The 17,394-nt window shown below is 43.7% G+C and carries 16 protein-coding genes; 8 read left to right on the top strand and 8 right to left on the bottom strand.

Annotated features, from left to right (window positions below; all coding sequences use genetic code 11):
• Nucleotides 1-12: 12 nt before the first annotated feature.
• The 7 genes from hisF to hisG form a co-directional block, all read right to left on the bottom strand.
• On the bottom strand, nucleotides 13-786 hold the full coding sequence (gene hisF, locus ACVBIO_RS14355; protein WP_447172880.1) for an imidazole glycerol phosphate synthase subunit HisF: 774 nt from the start codon (nucleotides 784-786) through the stop codon (nucleotides 13-15).
• Nucleotides 768-1,505, bottom strand: coding sequence for a 1-(5-phosphoribosyl)-5-[(5-phosphoribosylamino)methylideneamino]imidazole-4-carboxamide isomerase (gene hisA / locus ACVBIO_RS14350; protein WP_447172879.1), 738 nt, complete (start codon nucleotides 1,503-1,505; stop codon nucleotides 768-770). Before hisA ends, hisF begins: the two co-directional genes overlap by 19 nt.
• Nucleotides 1,505-2,239: an imidazole glycerol phosphate synthase subunit HisH gene (gene hisH / locus ACVBIO_RS14345; RefSeq protein WP_447172878.1), complete on the bottom strand. Its 735-nt coding sequence runs from the start codon at nucleotides 2,237-2,239 to the stop codon at nucleotides 1,505-1,507. Before hisH ends, hisA begins: the two co-directional genes overlap by 1 nt.
• Nucleotides 2,236-3,330 carry a bifunctional histidinol-phosphatase/imidazoleglycerol-phosphate dehydratase HisB gene (gene hisB, locus ACVBIO_RS14340; RefSeq protein ID WP_447159923.1) on the bottom strand — a complete coding sequence of 365 codons (1,095 nt, stop codon included), beginning with the start codon at nucleotides 3,328-3,330 and terminating at the stop codon, nucleotides 2,236-2,238. Before hisB ends, hisH begins: the two co-directional genes overlap by 4 nt.
• 123 nt (nucleotides 3,331-3,453) lie before the next feature.
• Nucleotides 3,454-4,503, bottom strand: a complete 1,050-nt coding sequence (hisC, locus tag ACVBIO_RS14335) for a histidinol-phosphate transaminase (protein WP_447172877.1) — start codon at nucleotides 4,501-4,503, stop codon at nucleotides 3,454-3,456.
• Entirely contained in the window at nucleotides 4,500-5,843 is a 1,344-nt protein-coding gene (gene hisD, locus ACVBIO_RS14330; protein ID WP_447172876.1) for a histidinol dehydrogenase, read from the bottom strand. Before hisD ends, hisC begins: the two co-directional genes overlap by 4 nt.
• A gap of 4 nt (nucleotides 5,844-5,847) precedes the next feature.
• Entirely contained in the window at nucleotides 5,848-6,747 is a 900-nt protein-coding gene (gene hisG, locus ACVBIO_RS14325; protein WP_447159920.1) for an ATP phosphoribosyltransferase, read from the bottom strand.
• A gap of 779 nt (nucleotides 6,748-7,526) precedes the next feature.
• On the opposite strand from hisG, the gene ACVBIO_RS14320 reads away from it, so the two are divergent.
• Complete coding sequence (locus ACVBIO_RS14320; protein WP_447172875.1) at nucleotides 7,527-9,452, top strand: ATP-dependent DNA helicase; 1,926 nt, start codon at nucleotides 7,527-7,529, stop codon at nucleotides 9,450-9,452.
• A 6-nt stretch (nucleotides 9,453-9,458) separates the two neighbouring features.
• On the opposite strand, the gene ACVBIO_RS14315 is transcribed toward ACVBIO_RS14320, so the two are convergent.
• Nucleotides 9,459-9,884, bottom strand: a complete 426-nt coding sequence (locus ACVBIO_RS14315; RefSeq protein WP_447164062.1) for a hypothetical protein — start codon at nucleotides 9,882-9,884, stop codon at nucleotides 9,459-9,461.
• 510 nt (nucleotides 9,885-10,394) lie between these two features.
• On the opposite strand from ACVBIO_RS14315, the gene tsaB reads away from it, so the two are divergent.
• The 7 genes from tsaB to rnd all read left to right on the top strand — a co-directional run bounded on the left by tsaB (nucleotide 10,395) and on the right by rnd (nucleotide 17,275).
• On the top strand, nucleotides 10,395-11,111 hold the full coding sequence (tsaB, locus tag ACVBIO_RS14310; protein WP_447172874.1) for a tRNA (adenosine(37)-N6)-threonylcarbamoyltransferase complex dimerization subunit type 1 TsaB: 717 nt from the start codon (nucleotides 10,395-10,397) through the stop codon (nucleotides 11,109-11,111).
• A 147-nt stretch (nucleotides 11,112-11,258) separates the two neighbouring features.
• Nucleotides 11,259-11,609: a hypothetical protein gene (locus tag ACVBIO_RS14305; protein ID WP_447172873.1), complete on the top strand. Its 351-nt coding sequence runs from the start codon at nucleotides 11,259-11,261 to the stop codon at nucleotides 11,607-11,609.
• Nucleotides 11,602-12,354: a M50 family metallopeptidase gene (locus ACVBIO_RS14300; protein WP_447159915.1), complete on the top strand. Its 753-nt coding sequence runs from the start codon at nucleotides 11,602-11,604 to the stop codon at nucleotides 12,352-12,354. The genes ACVBIO_RS14305 and ACVBIO_RS14300 overlap by 8 nt, the downstream gene beginning before the upstream one ends.
• A 142-nt stretch (nucleotides 12,355-12,496) precedes the next feature.
• A complete protein-coding gene (locus ACVBIO_RS14295; protein WP_447172872.1) occupies nucleotides 12,497-13,330 on the top strand; it encodes a class I SAM-dependent methyltransferase in 834 nt (277 codons plus the stop codon).
• Between the two features lie 8 nt (nucleotides 13,331-13,338).
• The gene (locus ACVBIO_RS14290) at nucleotides 13,339-14,214 is read left to right on the top strand and encodes an alpha/beta fold hydrolase (protein WP_447172871.1); all 876 of its coding nucleotides are present in this window, start codon (nucleotides 13,339-13,341) and stop codon (nucleotides 14,212-14,214) included.
• A gap of 187 nt (nucleotides 14,215-14,401) precedes the next feature.
• Nucleotides 14,402-16,075: a long-chain-fatty-acid--CoA ligase FadD gene (gene fadD / locus ACVBIO_RS14285; RefSeq protein WP_447172870.1), complete on the top strand. Its 1,674-nt coding sequence runs from the start codon at nucleotides 14,402-14,404 to the stop codon at nucleotides 16,073-16,075.
• A 90-nt stretch (nucleotides 16,076-16,165) separates the two neighbouring features.
• A complete protein-coding gene (rnd, locus tag ACVBIO_RS14280; RefSeq protein WP_447172869.1) occupies nucleotides 16,166-17,275 on the top strand; it encodes a ribonuclease D in 1,110 nt (369 codons plus the stop codon).
• The last annotated feature ends 119 nt before the right edge of the window (nucleotides 17,276-17,394 follow it).

The following is a 17,394-nucleotide window of genomic DNA, read 5'->3' as shown; positions in this document are numbered from 1 at the left end:
CGTCTAACTTATCTAAATGCGTACAGCAATTTGCTGGCTGTTGAGATAACGTTTTAGGGCCTGTATATCTATGATCCCTTTATGGAACACACTTGCGGCTAATGCCGCATCCACGTTTGCCTGGCTAAACACCTCTTTAAAATGCGCCATAGTGCCAGCGCCACCCGATGCAATTAACGGTACATCGCAGATAGCGCGGATCATCGACAATTGCTTAATGTCATAACCTTGTCTGACGCCATCTTGATTCATGACATTGAGTACGATTTCGCCGCAGCCCTGATTTTGCACTTCTTCAACCCAATCTTGTGTAAACCACTGAGTGTCTTTAGTTGCCGCTTCATCGCCAGTAAATTGCTTAACCATGTAGCTGTCGCTATTGGCGTCATAATAGGAATCGATACCTATCACGATACACTGACGTCCAAACTCATCTTGCAGTCTGGCAATCAAGCTTGGGTCTGTTAATGCTGGTGAGTTAATTGAAATTTTGTCGGCGCCAAAGGCCAGCTTTTCTCGTGCTTGCTCTATGGTTCTTATCCCACCGGCAACACAAAAAGGAATATCAATTTTTTCGGCGACTCGACTTATCCATGACTTATCAATGACTCTATCGTGAGCGCTGGCCGCGATGTCATAGAAGACTAATTCATCAGCACCTTCTTCAGCGTAGCGCTTAGCGAGCGGCACAATATCGCCTACAATTTCATGGTTTCTAAATTGAACCCCTTTAACCACTTTGCCCTCTTTGACATCAAGGCAGGGGACTATGCGTTTGGCCAACATGCAATCGCCTCCTGGACGGTGAATTGGTTGATAAGTAGGGCTTTACCAATAATAATGCCATTGGCACCGCTGTCTTTTACTGCATTGACATCGGCTAATGTCGCGATGCCTCCAGAAGCTTGCCATTGGATCCCTGGGTAAGTAGCGGCAATCTCACGGTAAAGCTCGGTATTAGCGCCTTGCAGTGTGCCATCACGGCTAATGTCAGTGACTAATGCATGCTTAAGGCCAACAGCTTTAAACTCTTCTACCAGCGACTCCAAGCTCTTACCACCGCCACTTTGCCATCCCGATACGGCCACTATTTTTTCGCCTTGCTCATTGATATTGACATCGAGTGCGAGACAAATGGCTTCATTACCATATTTTTCAAACCAGCTTTTTACAAGCTCAGGCTCTTTTACGGCCAATGAACCGATAACCACACGGCTTACACCAATTTCCAGTAGTTCATTTAGCTGGGCTTCAGTGCGAATACCACCGCCAACCTGGATCGGAGTGTCTAGGTGATTAACTAATTCTGAAATTAATGGCGTTTGACGCTTAGTTGGCTCTTTTGCTCCGGTTAAATCGACGATATGCAGTAAGTTAGCCCCTTGAGCCTGATAAGATTTAAGTTGATCTAATGGACTTAAATTAAAGGTTGTTTGCTGCTCGTAATCACCTTGATAGAGGCGAACAACTTGGCCGTCGATAAGATCGATTGCTGGAATAATCATTACAGTGCCTCCGGTTCATTATTTAGGTTAATCGTTAGCTTATTAGCGGGTTCATTGCCAGCTTGGCAAAAGGTATCTCTATTCATGTTGAGGAAGTTTGCCAGTATCTTAGCGCCGACCTCTGCACTTTTTTCTGGATGAAATTGCAGTCCAATAAAATTATCTTTTGCAATGGCAGCGCTAAAGTACTCACCATGCTGGGCAGTTGCAATGGTGAAGTCGCTAACGGGGGCGCGGTAGCTGTGGACGAAATATACGAAGCTACCGGCAGTCACTCCCTCGAAAATAGGGTGGTTTGAAGGCGTAATTTGATTCCAGCCCATATGCGGTAGCGGTAAGCCTTGAGTATTAAGCAGGTCGATATCGGTTGGAATGATATTAAGACATTGGCAGTCATCGCTTTGTGTGCCGCGCTCTTTTGAAGCACGTGTCAGCATCTGCATACCTAAGCACACGCCGAGTAATGGCTGGGTGAGCGAGGGGATAACCTCGAGTAAACCTTTGTCATTTAGCGCCGTCATTGCAGCCCTTGCAGTACCTACACCGGGTAAAATAACGCGTTCAGCCGAGTTAATCAGCTCAATATCATCGCTTACAAACAGGCACTCTCGCTCTGTATCAGTCATTAAACGCTCAAAAGCGTAGCGGACCGAGCTTAAATTGGCGCAACCGGTATCGATAATAACGGTATTACCTTTGATGCCGTTTTTGTTATCTAGATTGACTTGGCTCATAACACACCTTTACTTGAGGGCAGCGTGTCTCCTTCAACTGCCACAGCTTGTCTTAGGGTACGACCTAACACCTTGTATAAGCTTTCAACTTTGTGGTGGTCGTTATTGCCCTGGGTACTGATGTGTAAAGTACAGCGCAGACCATCGGCAAAGGAGCGGAAGAAGTGCGGCACCATCTCAGTTGACATTTGGCCAACAAGTTCACGGTCAAAGTCGCCGCGATACTTGATAAATGGACGCCCCGATAGATCTAACAAACACTCAGCACTGGCTTCATCCATAGGAATCGCTTGCTCAAAAACGCTACTGATTTGTGCATTGCCAAAGCGGGCTATGCCGCGTTTGTCACCTAGAGCTTGACGCAGGGCATCACCGATTGCCAGTGCGGTATCTTCAATGCTGTGGTGATCATCTATCTCCAAATCACCATCAACCTTGACATCCATTTTAAAGTTGCCGTGGGTTGAGATCTGCTCAAGCATATGGTCGAAAAAGCCAATACCTGTGTTAATTTCGCTTTTATCATTTGAATCTAAATCGACAGTGACGCGAATATCGGTTTCTTTAGTGGTACGAGTGACTGTGGCGCTACGGTTCTTATTTAAAAGCTTATCGGCAATGGCGTTCCAGTTAAGATTTTCTGGGTGATATTGCAAACCTAATATGCCCATCGAGTCGGCAAGACCTAAGTCAGTTTCACGATCTCCTATGACAGCGGACTGGGTAAAATCAATTTTCCCAGAGGTGAGATAGTCTTTAACTAAGCCAAGCTTAGGTTTACGACAGCTACAGTTCTCATCATTAAAGTGAGGGCAGATAAGTACATCATCAAACAGCACGCCTTGGCTGTTTAAGATCTGCATCATCATATTTTGCGGTGCATCGAAATCATCTCTTGGGAACGAAGGCGTGCCCAGACCATCTTGGTTACTGACCATAACTAATCGATAACCGGCGTTTTGCAGTTTCAGTAGAGCAGGGATCACATTAGGCTCAAAAACGAGTTTGGCTAAGCTATCGACTTGCTTATCTGTAACTGGTTCTTCGATGAGCGTACCATCACGGTCGATAAATAAAATTTTCTGCTTCATAGCGGTTATACCTTTCAGATTCTGGCTTTACTGAGTTTAAACAAATCGGAACGCATTGAACATTCATTCAAATCTCAGCCAAGCTATTGTTATTCTTTTTAAATATCAGCGCACTGTATATTTTTATTGTTGAAATAGTTGGATCAGATAGTCCGTTTGTTCCTGGTTTGTAAAGCTAAAACGAATCGCCTTACTAAGGCGGGGATCGTTGTAACTTCTGGCAATCACGCCAGCAGATATTAACTTTTGCTGCACTAGCGCTTTGTCCTCAAACTCTGCGAGTACATAGTTACCATGTGCTTTGATAACCTTAGCGCCATAGCCGCTCAATGCGTCCGCCAGTCTTAACCCTTGTTGCTTCATCAGACCCACTTGCTGCTGCATTGTTTCAAGGCCTTTTGTGTTGAGGGCTTTGATGGCAAGTTCGCTTACGGGAAGCGGCACGGGATAAGGGGCGATTACACGCATGCAGATTTCGATAATGTCAGGGTTTGCCAACAAAAAACCACAGCGTGCGCCAGCTAAGGCAAAGGCTTTTGATAAGGTGCGAAGCACCACTAGGTTTGCACAGCTATCGACTAAATCGGCGACACTGTATTCGGGACTAAATTCAATGTATGCCTCATCGATAACCACTATGGCTTCAGGGTAAGCGTTAATGATCTCAATGATTTTGTTTCTTGCGATGACACTGCCAGTGGGGTTATTGGGATTACAGATAAACACCAATTTTGCGCCACTGACACTGGAGATAGAGTCACTTGGCAGCTGAAAATCATCAGTTAAAGACAGCGCTTTTACCCCAACATTAAAGGTCTTGGCACTGATGGCATACATTCCATACGTAGGGCCAAAGGTTGCGATACTATCTAGACCTGGTACACAAAAGGCTCGAATTAACAGCTCAATCGCTTCGTCGGCGCCGCGACTAGTGATAATACTGTTCTCATTGACACCACTATATTGGCTATATGCGCTGATTAATGCAGGTGGCTGGCATTCTGGGTAACGGTTAAGGCCCATAAGCTCACTATTGTTAAAGGGGGACTCATTGGCATTGATCCAGATATCCCCTTGGCCGCCAATACGCCTTGCTGACTGATAAACCTGTAACGCTAACAGTTCTGGTCGAGCGAGGCGCTCGGCTAAATTTAGCTTGCTTGATGTTGTCATAAGGCCTCCGTAACTGAGCTATTGCTAGCTAACGCTTCATTACCTGCGTTAGCATCAAGGCTGGCCATTCGAACTGCAATTGCATTTTTGTGTGCATCAAGCTGCTCAGCTTCGGCAAGGATCATTACGCTATTGCTTAAGGCTCTAAGTCCTATTGCTGATAACTCTTGCACAGTGAATCGACGGCTAAAATCTGCAAGTGATAAGCTCGACACCGTTTTACTGTAACCGTAGGTCGGCAAGACGTGATTCGTGCCGCTGGCATAATCACCCACAGATTCAGGCGTATACGCCCCTAAAAATACAGAGCCCGCTGCTCGAATATTGGCTAGCACTTCTCGTGGCTGCTGAGTTTGAATGATTAAGTGCTCAGGTCCGTATTGATTAGAAACTGCCGCTGCGATGGTCATATCGTTAACGATAATAGTGCGGCTGCTTTTAAGGGCTTGATTGGCAATATCAGCACGTGGCAGCTGCGCCAGTTGCTTTGCTAAGGCTTGATTAACCTGCTTAGCTAACACGTTGCAATCGGTGACTAACATAACTTGTGAGTCAGCGCCGTGCTCGGCTTGTGATAACAGGTCTGCGGCAACAAACTCTGGATTAGCCTCAGTATCGGCAATGATGAGCACTTCTGATGGGCCGGCAGGCATATCGATGCTCACTGTGCAGCGGTTATCTTGACTAACGGAGCGTTTAGCTTCAGTCACAAATCGGTTACCTGGGCCAAAAATCTTATCGACTTGAGGTACAGAACCAGTGCCAAATGCAAGTGCAGCAATAGCTTGGGCGCCGCCAACTTGATAGATCTCTTCAATACCACATTCTTTTGCCGCATAAATGATGGCATCATTAATTGGTGGAGGGCTTACGAGAACCCGCTTATTACAACCGGCAATTTTAGCGGGTAGGGCTAACATCAGTACGGTTGAAATAAGTGGCGCCGTGCCTCCTGGAATATACAGGCCAACGCGCTCTATCGGCTCAGAGCGGAGTTCGCAGCGGATCCCTGCTTGAGTTTCTAGATCGATGTGTGGCTGGAGCTGTGCCTTGTGAAAAGTCTCAATGTTGGCCTTTGCTTGAGCAATTGCTTGCTTTACCTCACTAGAAACCTTGGCGCAGCTCTGCTCAACTTGGGCGCTCGACAACCTTAAGTTATCGATATTGACCCCATCAAATTTTTGATTAAATTCAAATAACGCCTTATCGCCATCAGCGACGACGGCATTAATGATATCTGCCACACTTTGCTCAAGACTGTTATCACCTATTAGTGGTGAGCGCTCAAGCGTGTTAGCTTGAGCTTGAGAGTCGAGAGATTGCCAATTGAGGATCTGCATGACTCTACCCCATCATTTTTTCAATAGGCATAACAAGAATTGAGCTGGCGCCCAGCTGCGTTAATTGCTCCATAGTGTCCCAGAACAAGTCTTCAGTGCTAACGGCGTGGATAGCCACTCGGTTAGTATCGTCGTTGAGTGGCAAAACAGTCGGGTTTTCTGCGCCAGGAAGCAGTGCAACAATCTGCTCTAACGTTTCCGTTGGTGCGTGTAGTAAGATGTATTTACTCTCTTTGGCACGTACAACGCCATTAATTCGAGACAGTATTTTGTTTATTAGTGCTTGTTTATCATCAGGTTGCGATTGGGTTGATTGAATGATGCAGGCCATAGAACGGTAGATGACTTCCGTTTCATATAATCCATTTGCTTCAAGTGTTGCCCCTGTTGACACTAAGTCACAAATACCGTCTGATAAACCTGCACGTGGTGCAACTTCAACAGAACCCTTCAACATGCAGTCACGATAATTAATGCCTTTCTTTTGCATGTAGCGGCGTAGCAAGTTGGGGTAAGAGGTCGCAATGCGAAGCCCTTCTAATGAGCTTGCATCTTGGTAACTAAATTCAGTTGGCACGGCCAATGATAGGCGGCAAGCACCAAAGTCAAGTTCACGTAATTTGATGCATTCAGCTGGTTTGCCTAGGCTTTGGCGTTCGATCTGTTCTTCTTCCAGCACATTTTCGCCAATAATACCTAAGTCCACCACACCGTCCATGACAAGGCCTGGAATATCGTCATCACGTACACGTAATAGGTCGATTGGCATGTTGTCTGAGTGGGCGATTAGACGTTGTTCGTTGACATTAAATTTAACGCCACAGCTTTTAAGTAACTTCTGTGACTCTTTTGATAAGCGGCCAGATTTCTGGATGGCGATACGTAATCTTGTTGACTCTGACATGAGATACTTCCTATTAGTTAATTTAAAAATCTTATAAAACAATCTGTTAAGAAAAAAACAAAAAACCCTTGGAATTCCTTCCAAGGGTTTTGATATTTTTAAATCAACCGCCGGAAGGAAAATAGTCCATCGGCAGTGAGCTTCCGAAGGCTACCGCATATGGTGATGATGATGCATAGTGTTCAAAAGCTGTGTCATATTCGTTTCTCTCAATCTGTTTCTGTGGGCCAAGTGGCCTGTCATGATCCAACGCTTGCTGCTGTGCTAAGCCATTGATGAATCATTTCGTGTTGTTGGTATTTAAATTAATCAGTTTTTAAAATGATTGCAACCTCTTATTTAAGCAGTTGAGTAAACTTCATCTAAATGTCATTATTTTTCATTTTTGGTTGCCTAAAGTCGATTTATACCGACATTTGAGAGTCTTGTGTTCTCAACTGAGAACAATTAACCGCACATGCGGGAGTGGCTTTTGTTAAGGCCGCTAGAGCGCATTTGTCCTGAACTTGCTCTCAGTCCGCCAACAAAAGCTAATCTTGTATATTTATTTAAGATAAACTGCCATGCATTTTTATATGCCCGTATCACATATTGAAGCTAATAACTGAATCTGGTAACCGAAGTCGATCACTGAGTCTTTCTCTGCACTCGCTTAAAAGGGAGTAACTATTCCTAATCTAAGCGCCTAGAATAGAGCTCACACAAGGCCTGTGAAACGCGCATTTCAAGTCACTTGGGTATATGCATCATCAACATTTTTATTAAAGGTTTAATGACTCTTGAGCAGTAAACTCATACAGCAAGTCGCTGCTGCATTTTCAAATGATGGCGTACTGGCACATTCAATTAAGGGTTTTAGCTGCCGTGATGTGCAGGTGACTATGGCCAAGGCGGTGACTGAATCTATCAGTAGTTGCAATAACTTGGTGGTGGAAGCTGGGACGGGGGTGGGGAAGACTTTTGCTTACCTAATTCCTGCTTTATTGAGTGGCAAGCAAGTTATTGTCAGTACAGGCAGTAAAAATTTACAAGAGCAGCTATTTTACAAAGACCTTCCTGCATTATTATCCATGCTTAAGCTCACGCCTAAGGTTGCGCTGCTAAAGGGGCGTAATAACTACCTGTGCCAACACCTAATGGAAAAAGAGCTATCGGGAGCCAGCTCGATGGACACACAAGTATTAGATGACTTGCTGCGTATAAATCAGTGGGCAGGGCAGACTACTGACGGCGATATTGGAGGGTTAACCTCGGTTACGGAGAATTCTCAGGCTTTACCGCTGATCGTTAGCGCAAAAGAGACCTGTATTGGTCAACGCTGTGATCACTATGATGACTGTTTCACTCGCAAAGCCCGTAATAGAGCCATGGATGCACGGATCATTGTGGTTAATCATCACCTTTTTCTAGCCGACAGAATTTTAAAAGAGACTGGTTTTGCCGAATTACTGCCAGATTCTGATGTGGTTATTTTTGATGAAGCGCACCTATTGCCTGATATTGCTGTCACTTATTTTGGTCAGCAATGCTCTACACGACAGCTCATAGCGCTATTTGATAACTTGATTGAGATTTATAGACTCGAACTAAGAGATGCTAAACAGATAGAGTTGTTAAGTGCACGATGTTCATCAATGTTAAATGAGTGGCATCAAATACTGTTTAATATTGGCGAGTCTGACTGGCGTCGACTATTGGCCAATAAAGACTTATCAGTCCTTTCATGGGGGCTGCTCAAAGAGATTAAGGTATTACAACAGCTATTATTAGGCCATGTTGGTCGCAGCAATAATCTAGATGATCAAATAGAAAAGCTTGAGGTTTTAGCCAATAAACTAGAGCTGTTTTTCTTATGTGAGAACAATCAAGCCGCTTATAGTATCGACTTCGGCCATCGTTATTTGGTACTGCGCATTGCGCCAATAGACGTTGCTAAAGAGTGTCGTAAACTGTTTGATTCTAATGTGGCGTGGATATTTACCTCGGCAACATTACAAATCAACCGTGATTTAAGCTTGTTCACCCGACAACTAGGCTTACGTCAATGCCAAGAGATGTTACTGGAAAGCCCATTTGATTATCAAAATAATGCGCTTTTTTGTGTGCCAAGACATTTAGCGAGTGTCAATAATCATCAAGTGGCATTAAATCAATTTGTTGATGTTTGCGTAAAAGCGGTGAATGCTGCTAAAGGGCGCACCTTTATTTTATTTACCAGTCATAGAATGCTTAATTTGGTGGCACCTGCACTTCAACGGCGCGTCGCTTATCCACTTCTTGTGCAAGGGCAGGCGAATAAGCAAAGCCTGCTTAAAAAATACCGCCAACTTGGTAATGCTGTATTACTCGGTACTGGCGCTTTTTGGGAAGGGGTCGATGTTCGTGGTCGACTGTTAAGTTGCGTCATCATCGATAAATTGCCATTTGTGTCACCCGATGACAATCTGTTTCGCGCGCGTAGCGAAAGTGTTGAGCGTGAGGGAAAAGATGCGTTTAGCGAGATCTCACTGCCGCAAGCGGTGATCAGCCTAAATCAAGGGGTAGGTCGGTTAATTCGAGATGAAAAAGATAAAGGCGTACTCATTTTATGCGACAACCGTATCGTCAATAAACCCTACGGACAGGCATTTTTAAATTCGTTACCGCCAATGTCTCGAACTCGTGATTTAGACAAGGCGACAGACTTCTTAGCGAAGATTAAGTAGCGTAAATTAAGTGATAAGTAAAATAACAAAATAAATACTGGTGAGTAAGATAAGGGCTAATAAGCAGCGGCGCCTGTAAAGTAAACCTTCAGAGTTCAGTAAGCTTGGAAACAATAAAAAGTTTAATGGGTTAAACAGGGTCTTATAGCTGATGATTGCGACGCCTGGGTTTCGTCCTCGATACAACATTTTGGAAAAGTAATAGAGGAAGCGAAAAAGTAGCACTGGAAAGCTAATATAGATGAGCAGGGTGAGTGTTAGCTCTGTAGTCATTTCAAGTTCTGCTAACGTCAACATTAAACCTTTTTGCCAAGCTTCCTCTAAACTGTTTGAAAACCATAGCAACATGAAAACTGTCATTAGCATAGAGAACACGATAAATAGCAAGGAGTAACGAAGTAGCCTAAACCAATCGATTCTGATTTGTTGCATCCTCCCCCCTTGATTAGGACTTCAAAGCAAGCTTAAATTGAGTGCTTTAGAGTGAGTATAGTCACTGATATGTACTAAATTTATGTATAGTCACTTAATTTATAGCCACTTATAAATTTAGGACAAACCACGATTTTTGTATCTATTTAACCTCATTTTATTGGGCTATGACTTGAGTGTGTCTGGATTACATCACACTCAGTAGTTCCGATCGTAAGTTGACGCTATTACTTAAGTCGCTATTTGCCTGTGGATCACTCATGAGGCCTGCAAAAGGCAAGTATTTTAACTATAAGACTTAATGCCATAGCGTGACTTAGGGTATAATCATAAAAACAGTCTATTTACTCGGTTAAGTACTGAAAGTCTAATCGGTTAAGCATTAAACTCCCGGCTTTTAAGGTGCACGTGGCCGATATTACCGCTTAAATAGTCTCCTAACATATACTGTCGTCGCCCAGTTTTTAATCGGCGGTAGTTGATTTAAATAACAAGTTTGGTAAGTAATTAATGACAGATAAATCTAACGATGCGACGCCGTTGAGCATTTTAGCACTCGATACTTGTACTGAGTCGTGTTCAGCAGCAGTTAGCCATAAAGGTGCAACGTACAGCGAGCAAGCCGATGCACCACGTGAACATAGTCAACGTTTGTTGCCTATGGTTAAGGCTGTTTTGTCTGAGGCAAACTTAGCACTGAAAGATGTCGACCTGATTGCTTATGGCAGAGGTCCAGGTAGCTTTACTGGCATTCGTATTTGTACCAGCATTACTCAAGGTTTGGCTCTTGGCCAAGAGTTGCCTGTTATCGGTATTTCTACATTAGCGGCTATGGCTCAATCAGCTATTGAGCAAGGCGCGAGTCAAGTTCTCGCTGCAATAGATGCTCGTATGGGAGAGGTTTACTGGGGCCAATATATTGCAGTCGATGGGTTAGCGACGTTAGTAAACGAAGAAGTGGTTAGTGCACCAGAAGCTATAGTGCTAAGTTTAGATTTAACTTTGCCTGTTATTGCTTGTGGTACTGGTTTTGACGCTTATCCGCAAATACTTGAATTGACTACGAATATGAGAATTTGTGAAAAGGCTAAGTTTCCTGAAGCTAAGTATATGCTAGCACTTGCTCAAGATGGAGTGAGTAAGGGCCATAGCACTTCGGTCGATGAGTTAACGCCGGTTTATCTTCGTGATACAGTAACCTGGCAAAAACTGCCGGGTAGAGAGTAATTTAAGACCGTACTCCAGCATTTTTTACGGACTGTAATCGCGGACTAGATATTTGTGAACTGGATATTTGCAGGCTAATATTCGCGAAAGGTATTAGTGCTCTGATATTAAGGTCTACGATAAAGCGAATGTATTAAGGACGATTTGATGCAGATTAATTCAAGCCCGCTTGCAACAACTCAAGCTGCAATTAATACAACAAGTAGGGGGGAAGTTAACAAGTCTGTTGCTTCAAACCTAACCAGTGCTTCAAATCATATTAGTGCTTTGGTTTCTGGCGGCGTTGAGCCGTCTCAGACAACCAAAGCGCCGCAATCGTTCGTGACTCATGATTACCAAGAAGATGAGTTTGCGTTACAGTCAAGGTTAGGTGCTCATGTTGAGTATGAGGATCATACGGGTGGACATCGCGGCGCGGTGGCTGAGTATTTAGTTAATCAACATGCTGCTAAGCGAGAAGAGATTAAGCAGATGGTGGGTATAGATACCTATGCATAAACCTCAATCCAATTCTCAACCTGGTGCTCAACACAATACGGCATCAGCCTCGCAATACAGTAATCACATATCATCTTCAGGAGTTCCGGGGCGGACCCGATTCTTAATTGAACTCTTCATTGCTTTTATGGTAACGAGATTGCCTTTTGTAAGCGTACCTTTCAAATGGTTAGAAAGTTATTTTCATGAACTCTCACATGGGTTAGCAACCATCGTTTCTGGTGGTGTTGTTAGCCATATCGAACTCTTTCCCAATGGTGCAGGTTTGTGTTTTAGCCAGGGAGGGTGGCCAATCCTAATCGGCTTTTCTGGTTACTTTGGTGCGGCTCTTTGGGGCTACTTGATCTTTATGTTTGCCACCTGGGCAAAAGGGATCCGCTTGAGTTTCGCACTACTTGGCGGCGTAGTGGTATTAACGATTATACTCTGGGCTCGGGATCTATTGACCGTGGCGATTTTAGCAAGCTTAGCAGTGCTATTTTTGTTGCCTTTAAAGCTTAAACAAAATCGTTTCTTAGCCAGTGGTCTGCGCGTGATGGCATTGATGATTATCTTAAATGCATTGGCGAGCCCGATGGTGTTGTTAGGGCTTGACGGCCAAGGCGATGCAAATATGCTCGCGGGAGAAAGTTGGTTGCCAGCTTGGTTTTGGGTATTCGGTTGGTTAGCAACGAGTGCCTTCATGCTATATTTATGTTGGCGTAGAGTCGATGCTGCGGCCTCGCGTTTGACTAAGATAACGTGATCGTTAAACTCGCCAGTTAACGCCATATTTGGCACCTTATTTTGTTTTAGTTAAATTATAAAATGTAAATCTCTGTTTATATGGGTTGGTTTTTTGTTAACCGACTGCTAGGTTGATGCCTGTCATCTTAGGGAGAATTACAATGAAAAAGAAAATCTTAGCAGCAAGCGTTTTGCTTGCAAGCACATGTAGCTTATCATTATTTAGCACAGCTGCAATTGCCCTTGAACACGAAAATAATGGGCTAGAAGCTGCCGTTAACAGTGATTTTAGGCCTGCTCAAAACACCGCTCGCGATGAGTATCGTCACCCAGAGCAAACCCTTTCTTTCTTTGATATCAAATCATCCGACACGGTTATTGAACTTTGGCCCGGTGGTGGTTGGTATGCTGAAATTCTCGCGCCATATTTAGCCAATGAAGGCCAATATATAGCGGGGAATTTTGATACACACCCTGAAGATGAGAAGGCGCGTAACGGCTATCGTCCTAAAGCGGGTAAGAGATTTGAGCAGTGGCTCGAAGATAATAGCGCCAAGCTAGGTAGTGCCAGTATCGTCACCTTTGATCCACCTGCTTACTATAAAATGGGGGCTGACAATAGCGTCGATGTGGTGCTCACTTTCAGAAACTTGCATAACTGGGCGATGAAAGGTTATCTCGAACCTGTATTTGACTCCGCTTATAAAGTGCTAAAACCAGGTGGAATATTTGGTATTGTTGAGCATAGAGCTAATCCTGGAATGGATGTGAAAACGGGCTATATGGAACAAGCTGAGGTGATTAAACTTGCTGAAAAAGCGGGGTTCACTTTTGTCGCAAGCTCAGAGGTCAATGCCAATGCAAAAGATACTAAGGATTACCCTAAAGGCGTTTGGACACTTCCTCCAAGACTTGCCCTTGATGAGCAAGACAAAGAAAAGTATCTCGCTATTGGTGAAAGCGATAGAATGACGCTGAAATTTATCAAAAAGTAAGAGTCTACATGCGCTTGGCCTGCGAACCCGATAATGAAATAACCTTGGTGCTACCCCATATCACGCTAGCTGGACGATTGTGGGGAGTACCAGATAAGCCCGTTATTTTAGCGTTACATGGCTGGTTAGATAATGCCAATAGCTTTGAGCCCTTGAGTCAATATTTAACGGATTATCAAATCTTAGCCATTGATTGGCCTGGGCACGGCGCATCGCAGCATCGACCTGGTCGCTATCCTCTGCATTGGGTCGATTACCTCTATGATTTAGATGTCTTGCTTGAAACACTCCCTTTAACGTTGAAACCACATGCTATTTTAGGCCATTCTTTAGGCGGTATTATTGCGTCGGCTTATACTGCAGCATTTCCTGATGAAGTCAGTAATTTGCTGTTAATTGAAGCGCTCTCACCGTTATACGAAGGGGAGGGGAAATCAAAAAAACGCTTACAAAATAGCTTTGCAGATCATCGACGCTATCTTGCTAATTTGGCTAAACCTGCAAAGAGTCATCGAGATATCGCACTTGCTGCACATGCACGGCACAAATTTACGGCACTAGACCTGCAATGGTGCGAATTATTGACTCAGCGCAATATGCAAAACCTTGATTCTGGGGTATGCTGGCGCAGTGATCCTCGCTTAAAATTAGATTCCCCTTTAAGACTGACTTATCCTCAAGTCGATGCCTTAATGCAAGCCCATAAAGTCAATACGCTATTAATTTCAGGTAACCGAGGTTTCCCTCAGTTACGAGAAGCGATCCCAATGGCGAATCGCTGGTTTAATCAATTACAAACCATAGAGCTGGAGGGTGATCATCACCTTCATATGGGCAATGCTGAAAAGGTGTCAACAGCGATTAGTGCTTTCTTAAATAGATAAGCAAAAAAAGGGGCTAGGTTTTTTGTTTCGTTTATGTGATGATAATCAAAATTTAAACGCTCGTATGATTTACGGGCGTGCCCAATAAATATAAAGAATAGACAGTGTTTTAGCTTGCTTATTGGCAAGCTGCTAACGACCATAGCGGTATAGTTCTTACCGCTGGTGGAGATATTAGGAGATTTTTGTGGACCAACTTTGGATTAATAATCTACCAGATGACGTACCTTCTGAAATTGATATAGAACAATATGCATCGCTTGTCGATCTGTTCGAAACTTCAGTGGCTAAATATGCGGATCAACCAGCGTTTGTGAATATGGGCGCGACCCTGACTTACCGTAAACTGGAAGAGCGAAGCCGAGCTTTTGCTGCCTATCTCCAAAACGAGTTAAAGCTGAATAAAGGCGACCGTGTCGCAATTATGATGCCTAACCTTTTACAATATCCTATCGCATTGTTTGGTATTTTACGTGCGGGCATGGTGGTGGTGAACGTTAACCCACTGTATACCCCACGTGAACTTAAGCATCAACTGACAGACTCTGGCGCTAAAGCCATCGTTGTGGTGTCAAACTTTGCACATACTTTAGAAAAAGTGGTTGATGATACACCTGTAGAGAGCGTTATTTTAACGGGTCTTGGCGATCTATTAAGTGCTCCTAAGCGTACCGTGGTTAACTTTGTCGTTAAGTACATTAAGAAAATGGTACCTAAGTATCATTTACCACATGCAATTTCTATGCGTAAGGCTTTGTCTAAAGGTCGACGTATGCAGTACGTGAAGCCTGTTGTTAAAAGAGAAGATTTAGCCTTTTTACAGTATACCGGTGGAACGACCGGGGTATCTAAAGGTGCTATGTTGAGCCACAGCAATGTCGTCAGTAACCTTTTGCAAGCTGATGCAGCTTATGGGCCTATGCTTGATCAAGGTAAAGAGTTCGTCGTTACTGCATTGCCGCTGTATCATATTTTTGCGTTAACAGTTAACTGTTTACTGTTTATCCATAAAGGCGCTAATAATTTACTTATCACTAATCCTAGAGATCTTCCTGCTTTCATAGCAGAGTTACAGAAGCATCCGTTTACGGTGTTAACTGGGGTTAATACGCTGTTTAATGCGTTAGTTAATAACGAAGATTTCGGTAAGTTGAATTTCTCAGATCTTAAGTTGTCGATTGGTGGCGGAATGGCTGTTCAGCGTGCTGTTGCCGATAAATGGCAGGGTTTAACTAAAACCCGCTTGCTAGAAGGCTATGGTTTGACTGAGGCGGCGCCACTTGTGACATGTTGTCCGTATAACCTTGATGGTTATAACGGCTCTATTGGCTTTCCTGTGGCTAATACCGATGTGCAAGTTCGTGATGATGACGGTAAGGTACTTGCTCAAGGCGAGACTGGCGAGTTGTTTGCTAAAGGACCACAGGTGATGGTGGGTTATTGGCTGCGCCCTGAAGAAACGAGTCAAGTTATCGATAAAGATGGCTATTTAGCGACTGGTGATATTGGCTATATGGATGAACAAGGTTACTTCTTTATTGTCGACCGTAAGAAAGACATGATCTTGGTCTCTGGCTTCAACGTTTTCCCAAATGAAGTTGAAGAAGTGGTAGCCTTACATCCTAAAGTGATTGAAGTTGCAGCCGTTGGTGTCCCTCATGAGGTATCTGGCGAGTTGGTTAAGGTATTTGTTGTCGCAAATGACAAATCTTTGACCAAAGAAGCAGTAATCAAGCACTGTCGTGTGCATTTGACGGGCTATAAAATTCCTAAGCTGGTAGAATTTAGAGATGAACTGCCTAAAACCAACGTAGGTAAAATCTTACGTAGGGAATTGAGAGATGAGGTTAAGCAAGCTTAACTTTATTAGTCATTAAGTGGTGATTGCCACTTTTGATTAAATTTAAAGCCGGCGATTGCCGGCTTTTGCATATTTATGGAGTAGACAACTTTGTTAGCGTTTCAATATATTGAAGATGATGCCAGTTTAGCGGCCCTTGTAGAGCAATACCAAGAAGCTGATTTATTGGTGCTAGACACAGAATTTGTTCGTACTCGCACCTACTATGCAAGACTAGGTCTGATCCAGGCTTATGACGGTAAGACGCTTGCATTGATTGATCCATTAGCCATCAGCAATCTTGACTTGTTTTGGCAATTGCTTAATAAAGAAAGTAGCGTAAAACTACTGCATTCTTGCAGTGAAGACTTAGAAGTCTTCGCGCGTTATGGTCAATGCCAGCCAACAAACTTGTTTGATAGTCAAATCGCCGCCGGTTTAGCGGGGATGGGGCATGGATTAGGGTATGCCAAGCTTGTTGAGCAAACCTTAGACGTGAGTCTAGATAAAGGTGAGTCACGCACCGATTGGTTAAAGCGACCGCTGACAGAAGCTCAGTTAAACTATGCTGCTAACGACGTGTATTACCTGTATAAACTGTATGCTCAATTAGTTGATAAGCTTGAAGAGCAAGGCAGGCTTGACTGGGTGTACGAAGAGGGCATTCGTATGACTCTGGGGCGTTTGGATATGCCGGACCCTGAACTTGCTTATTTAAAAGTTAAAAATGCCTTCCAGCTGACATCGAATCAACTTGCCATTTTACGAGATCTAGCCAAGTGGCGCCTACAGCGTGCTTTGCAAAAAGATCTGGCACTGGGTTTTGTTGTCAAAGATCACGCATTAATCGCATTGGCAAAGAAACAGCCTAAAACGAGTAATGACCTCTATAAGCTGACAGAGCTGACCGAGCAAGAGAAGCGTATTCATGGTAGAGAGCTTATTAAGCTGATTGCCAATGTAAACTATGATAACCCACCTAAGCCTTTAGATGTGATTGCACTTAAAACGGGTTACAAAGTGGCATTTAAGAGCATCAAAAACTGTATTACAGAGCAGGCAGAAGCGAACGCTATTCCGATTGAACTGCTTGGCTCTAAAAAGTATATCCATGAATATTTGGAGTGGATATGGGCTAATAAGAAAGGTGATAAACCGCTTATTCTTACTGGTTGGAGAGAAGCGATTGTTGCAGAGGCTTTAGCCGCGCTGAAATTGTAGCTGCTCAGGTTTTAAATACCAATAAAAATGCCCGCATATGCGGTAATGCCGATCATTTAGCAGTTTATTGATCGGTTGACCGATCTTTATAAGATGGCAAAATCCGAGTGTTTTTAAAC

This window comes from Shewanella sp. 0m-8, from assembly GCF_052977265.1.
Note: the sequence above shows the minus strand (reverse complement) of the source record. Positions and strands in the feature narration are given on the sequence as shown.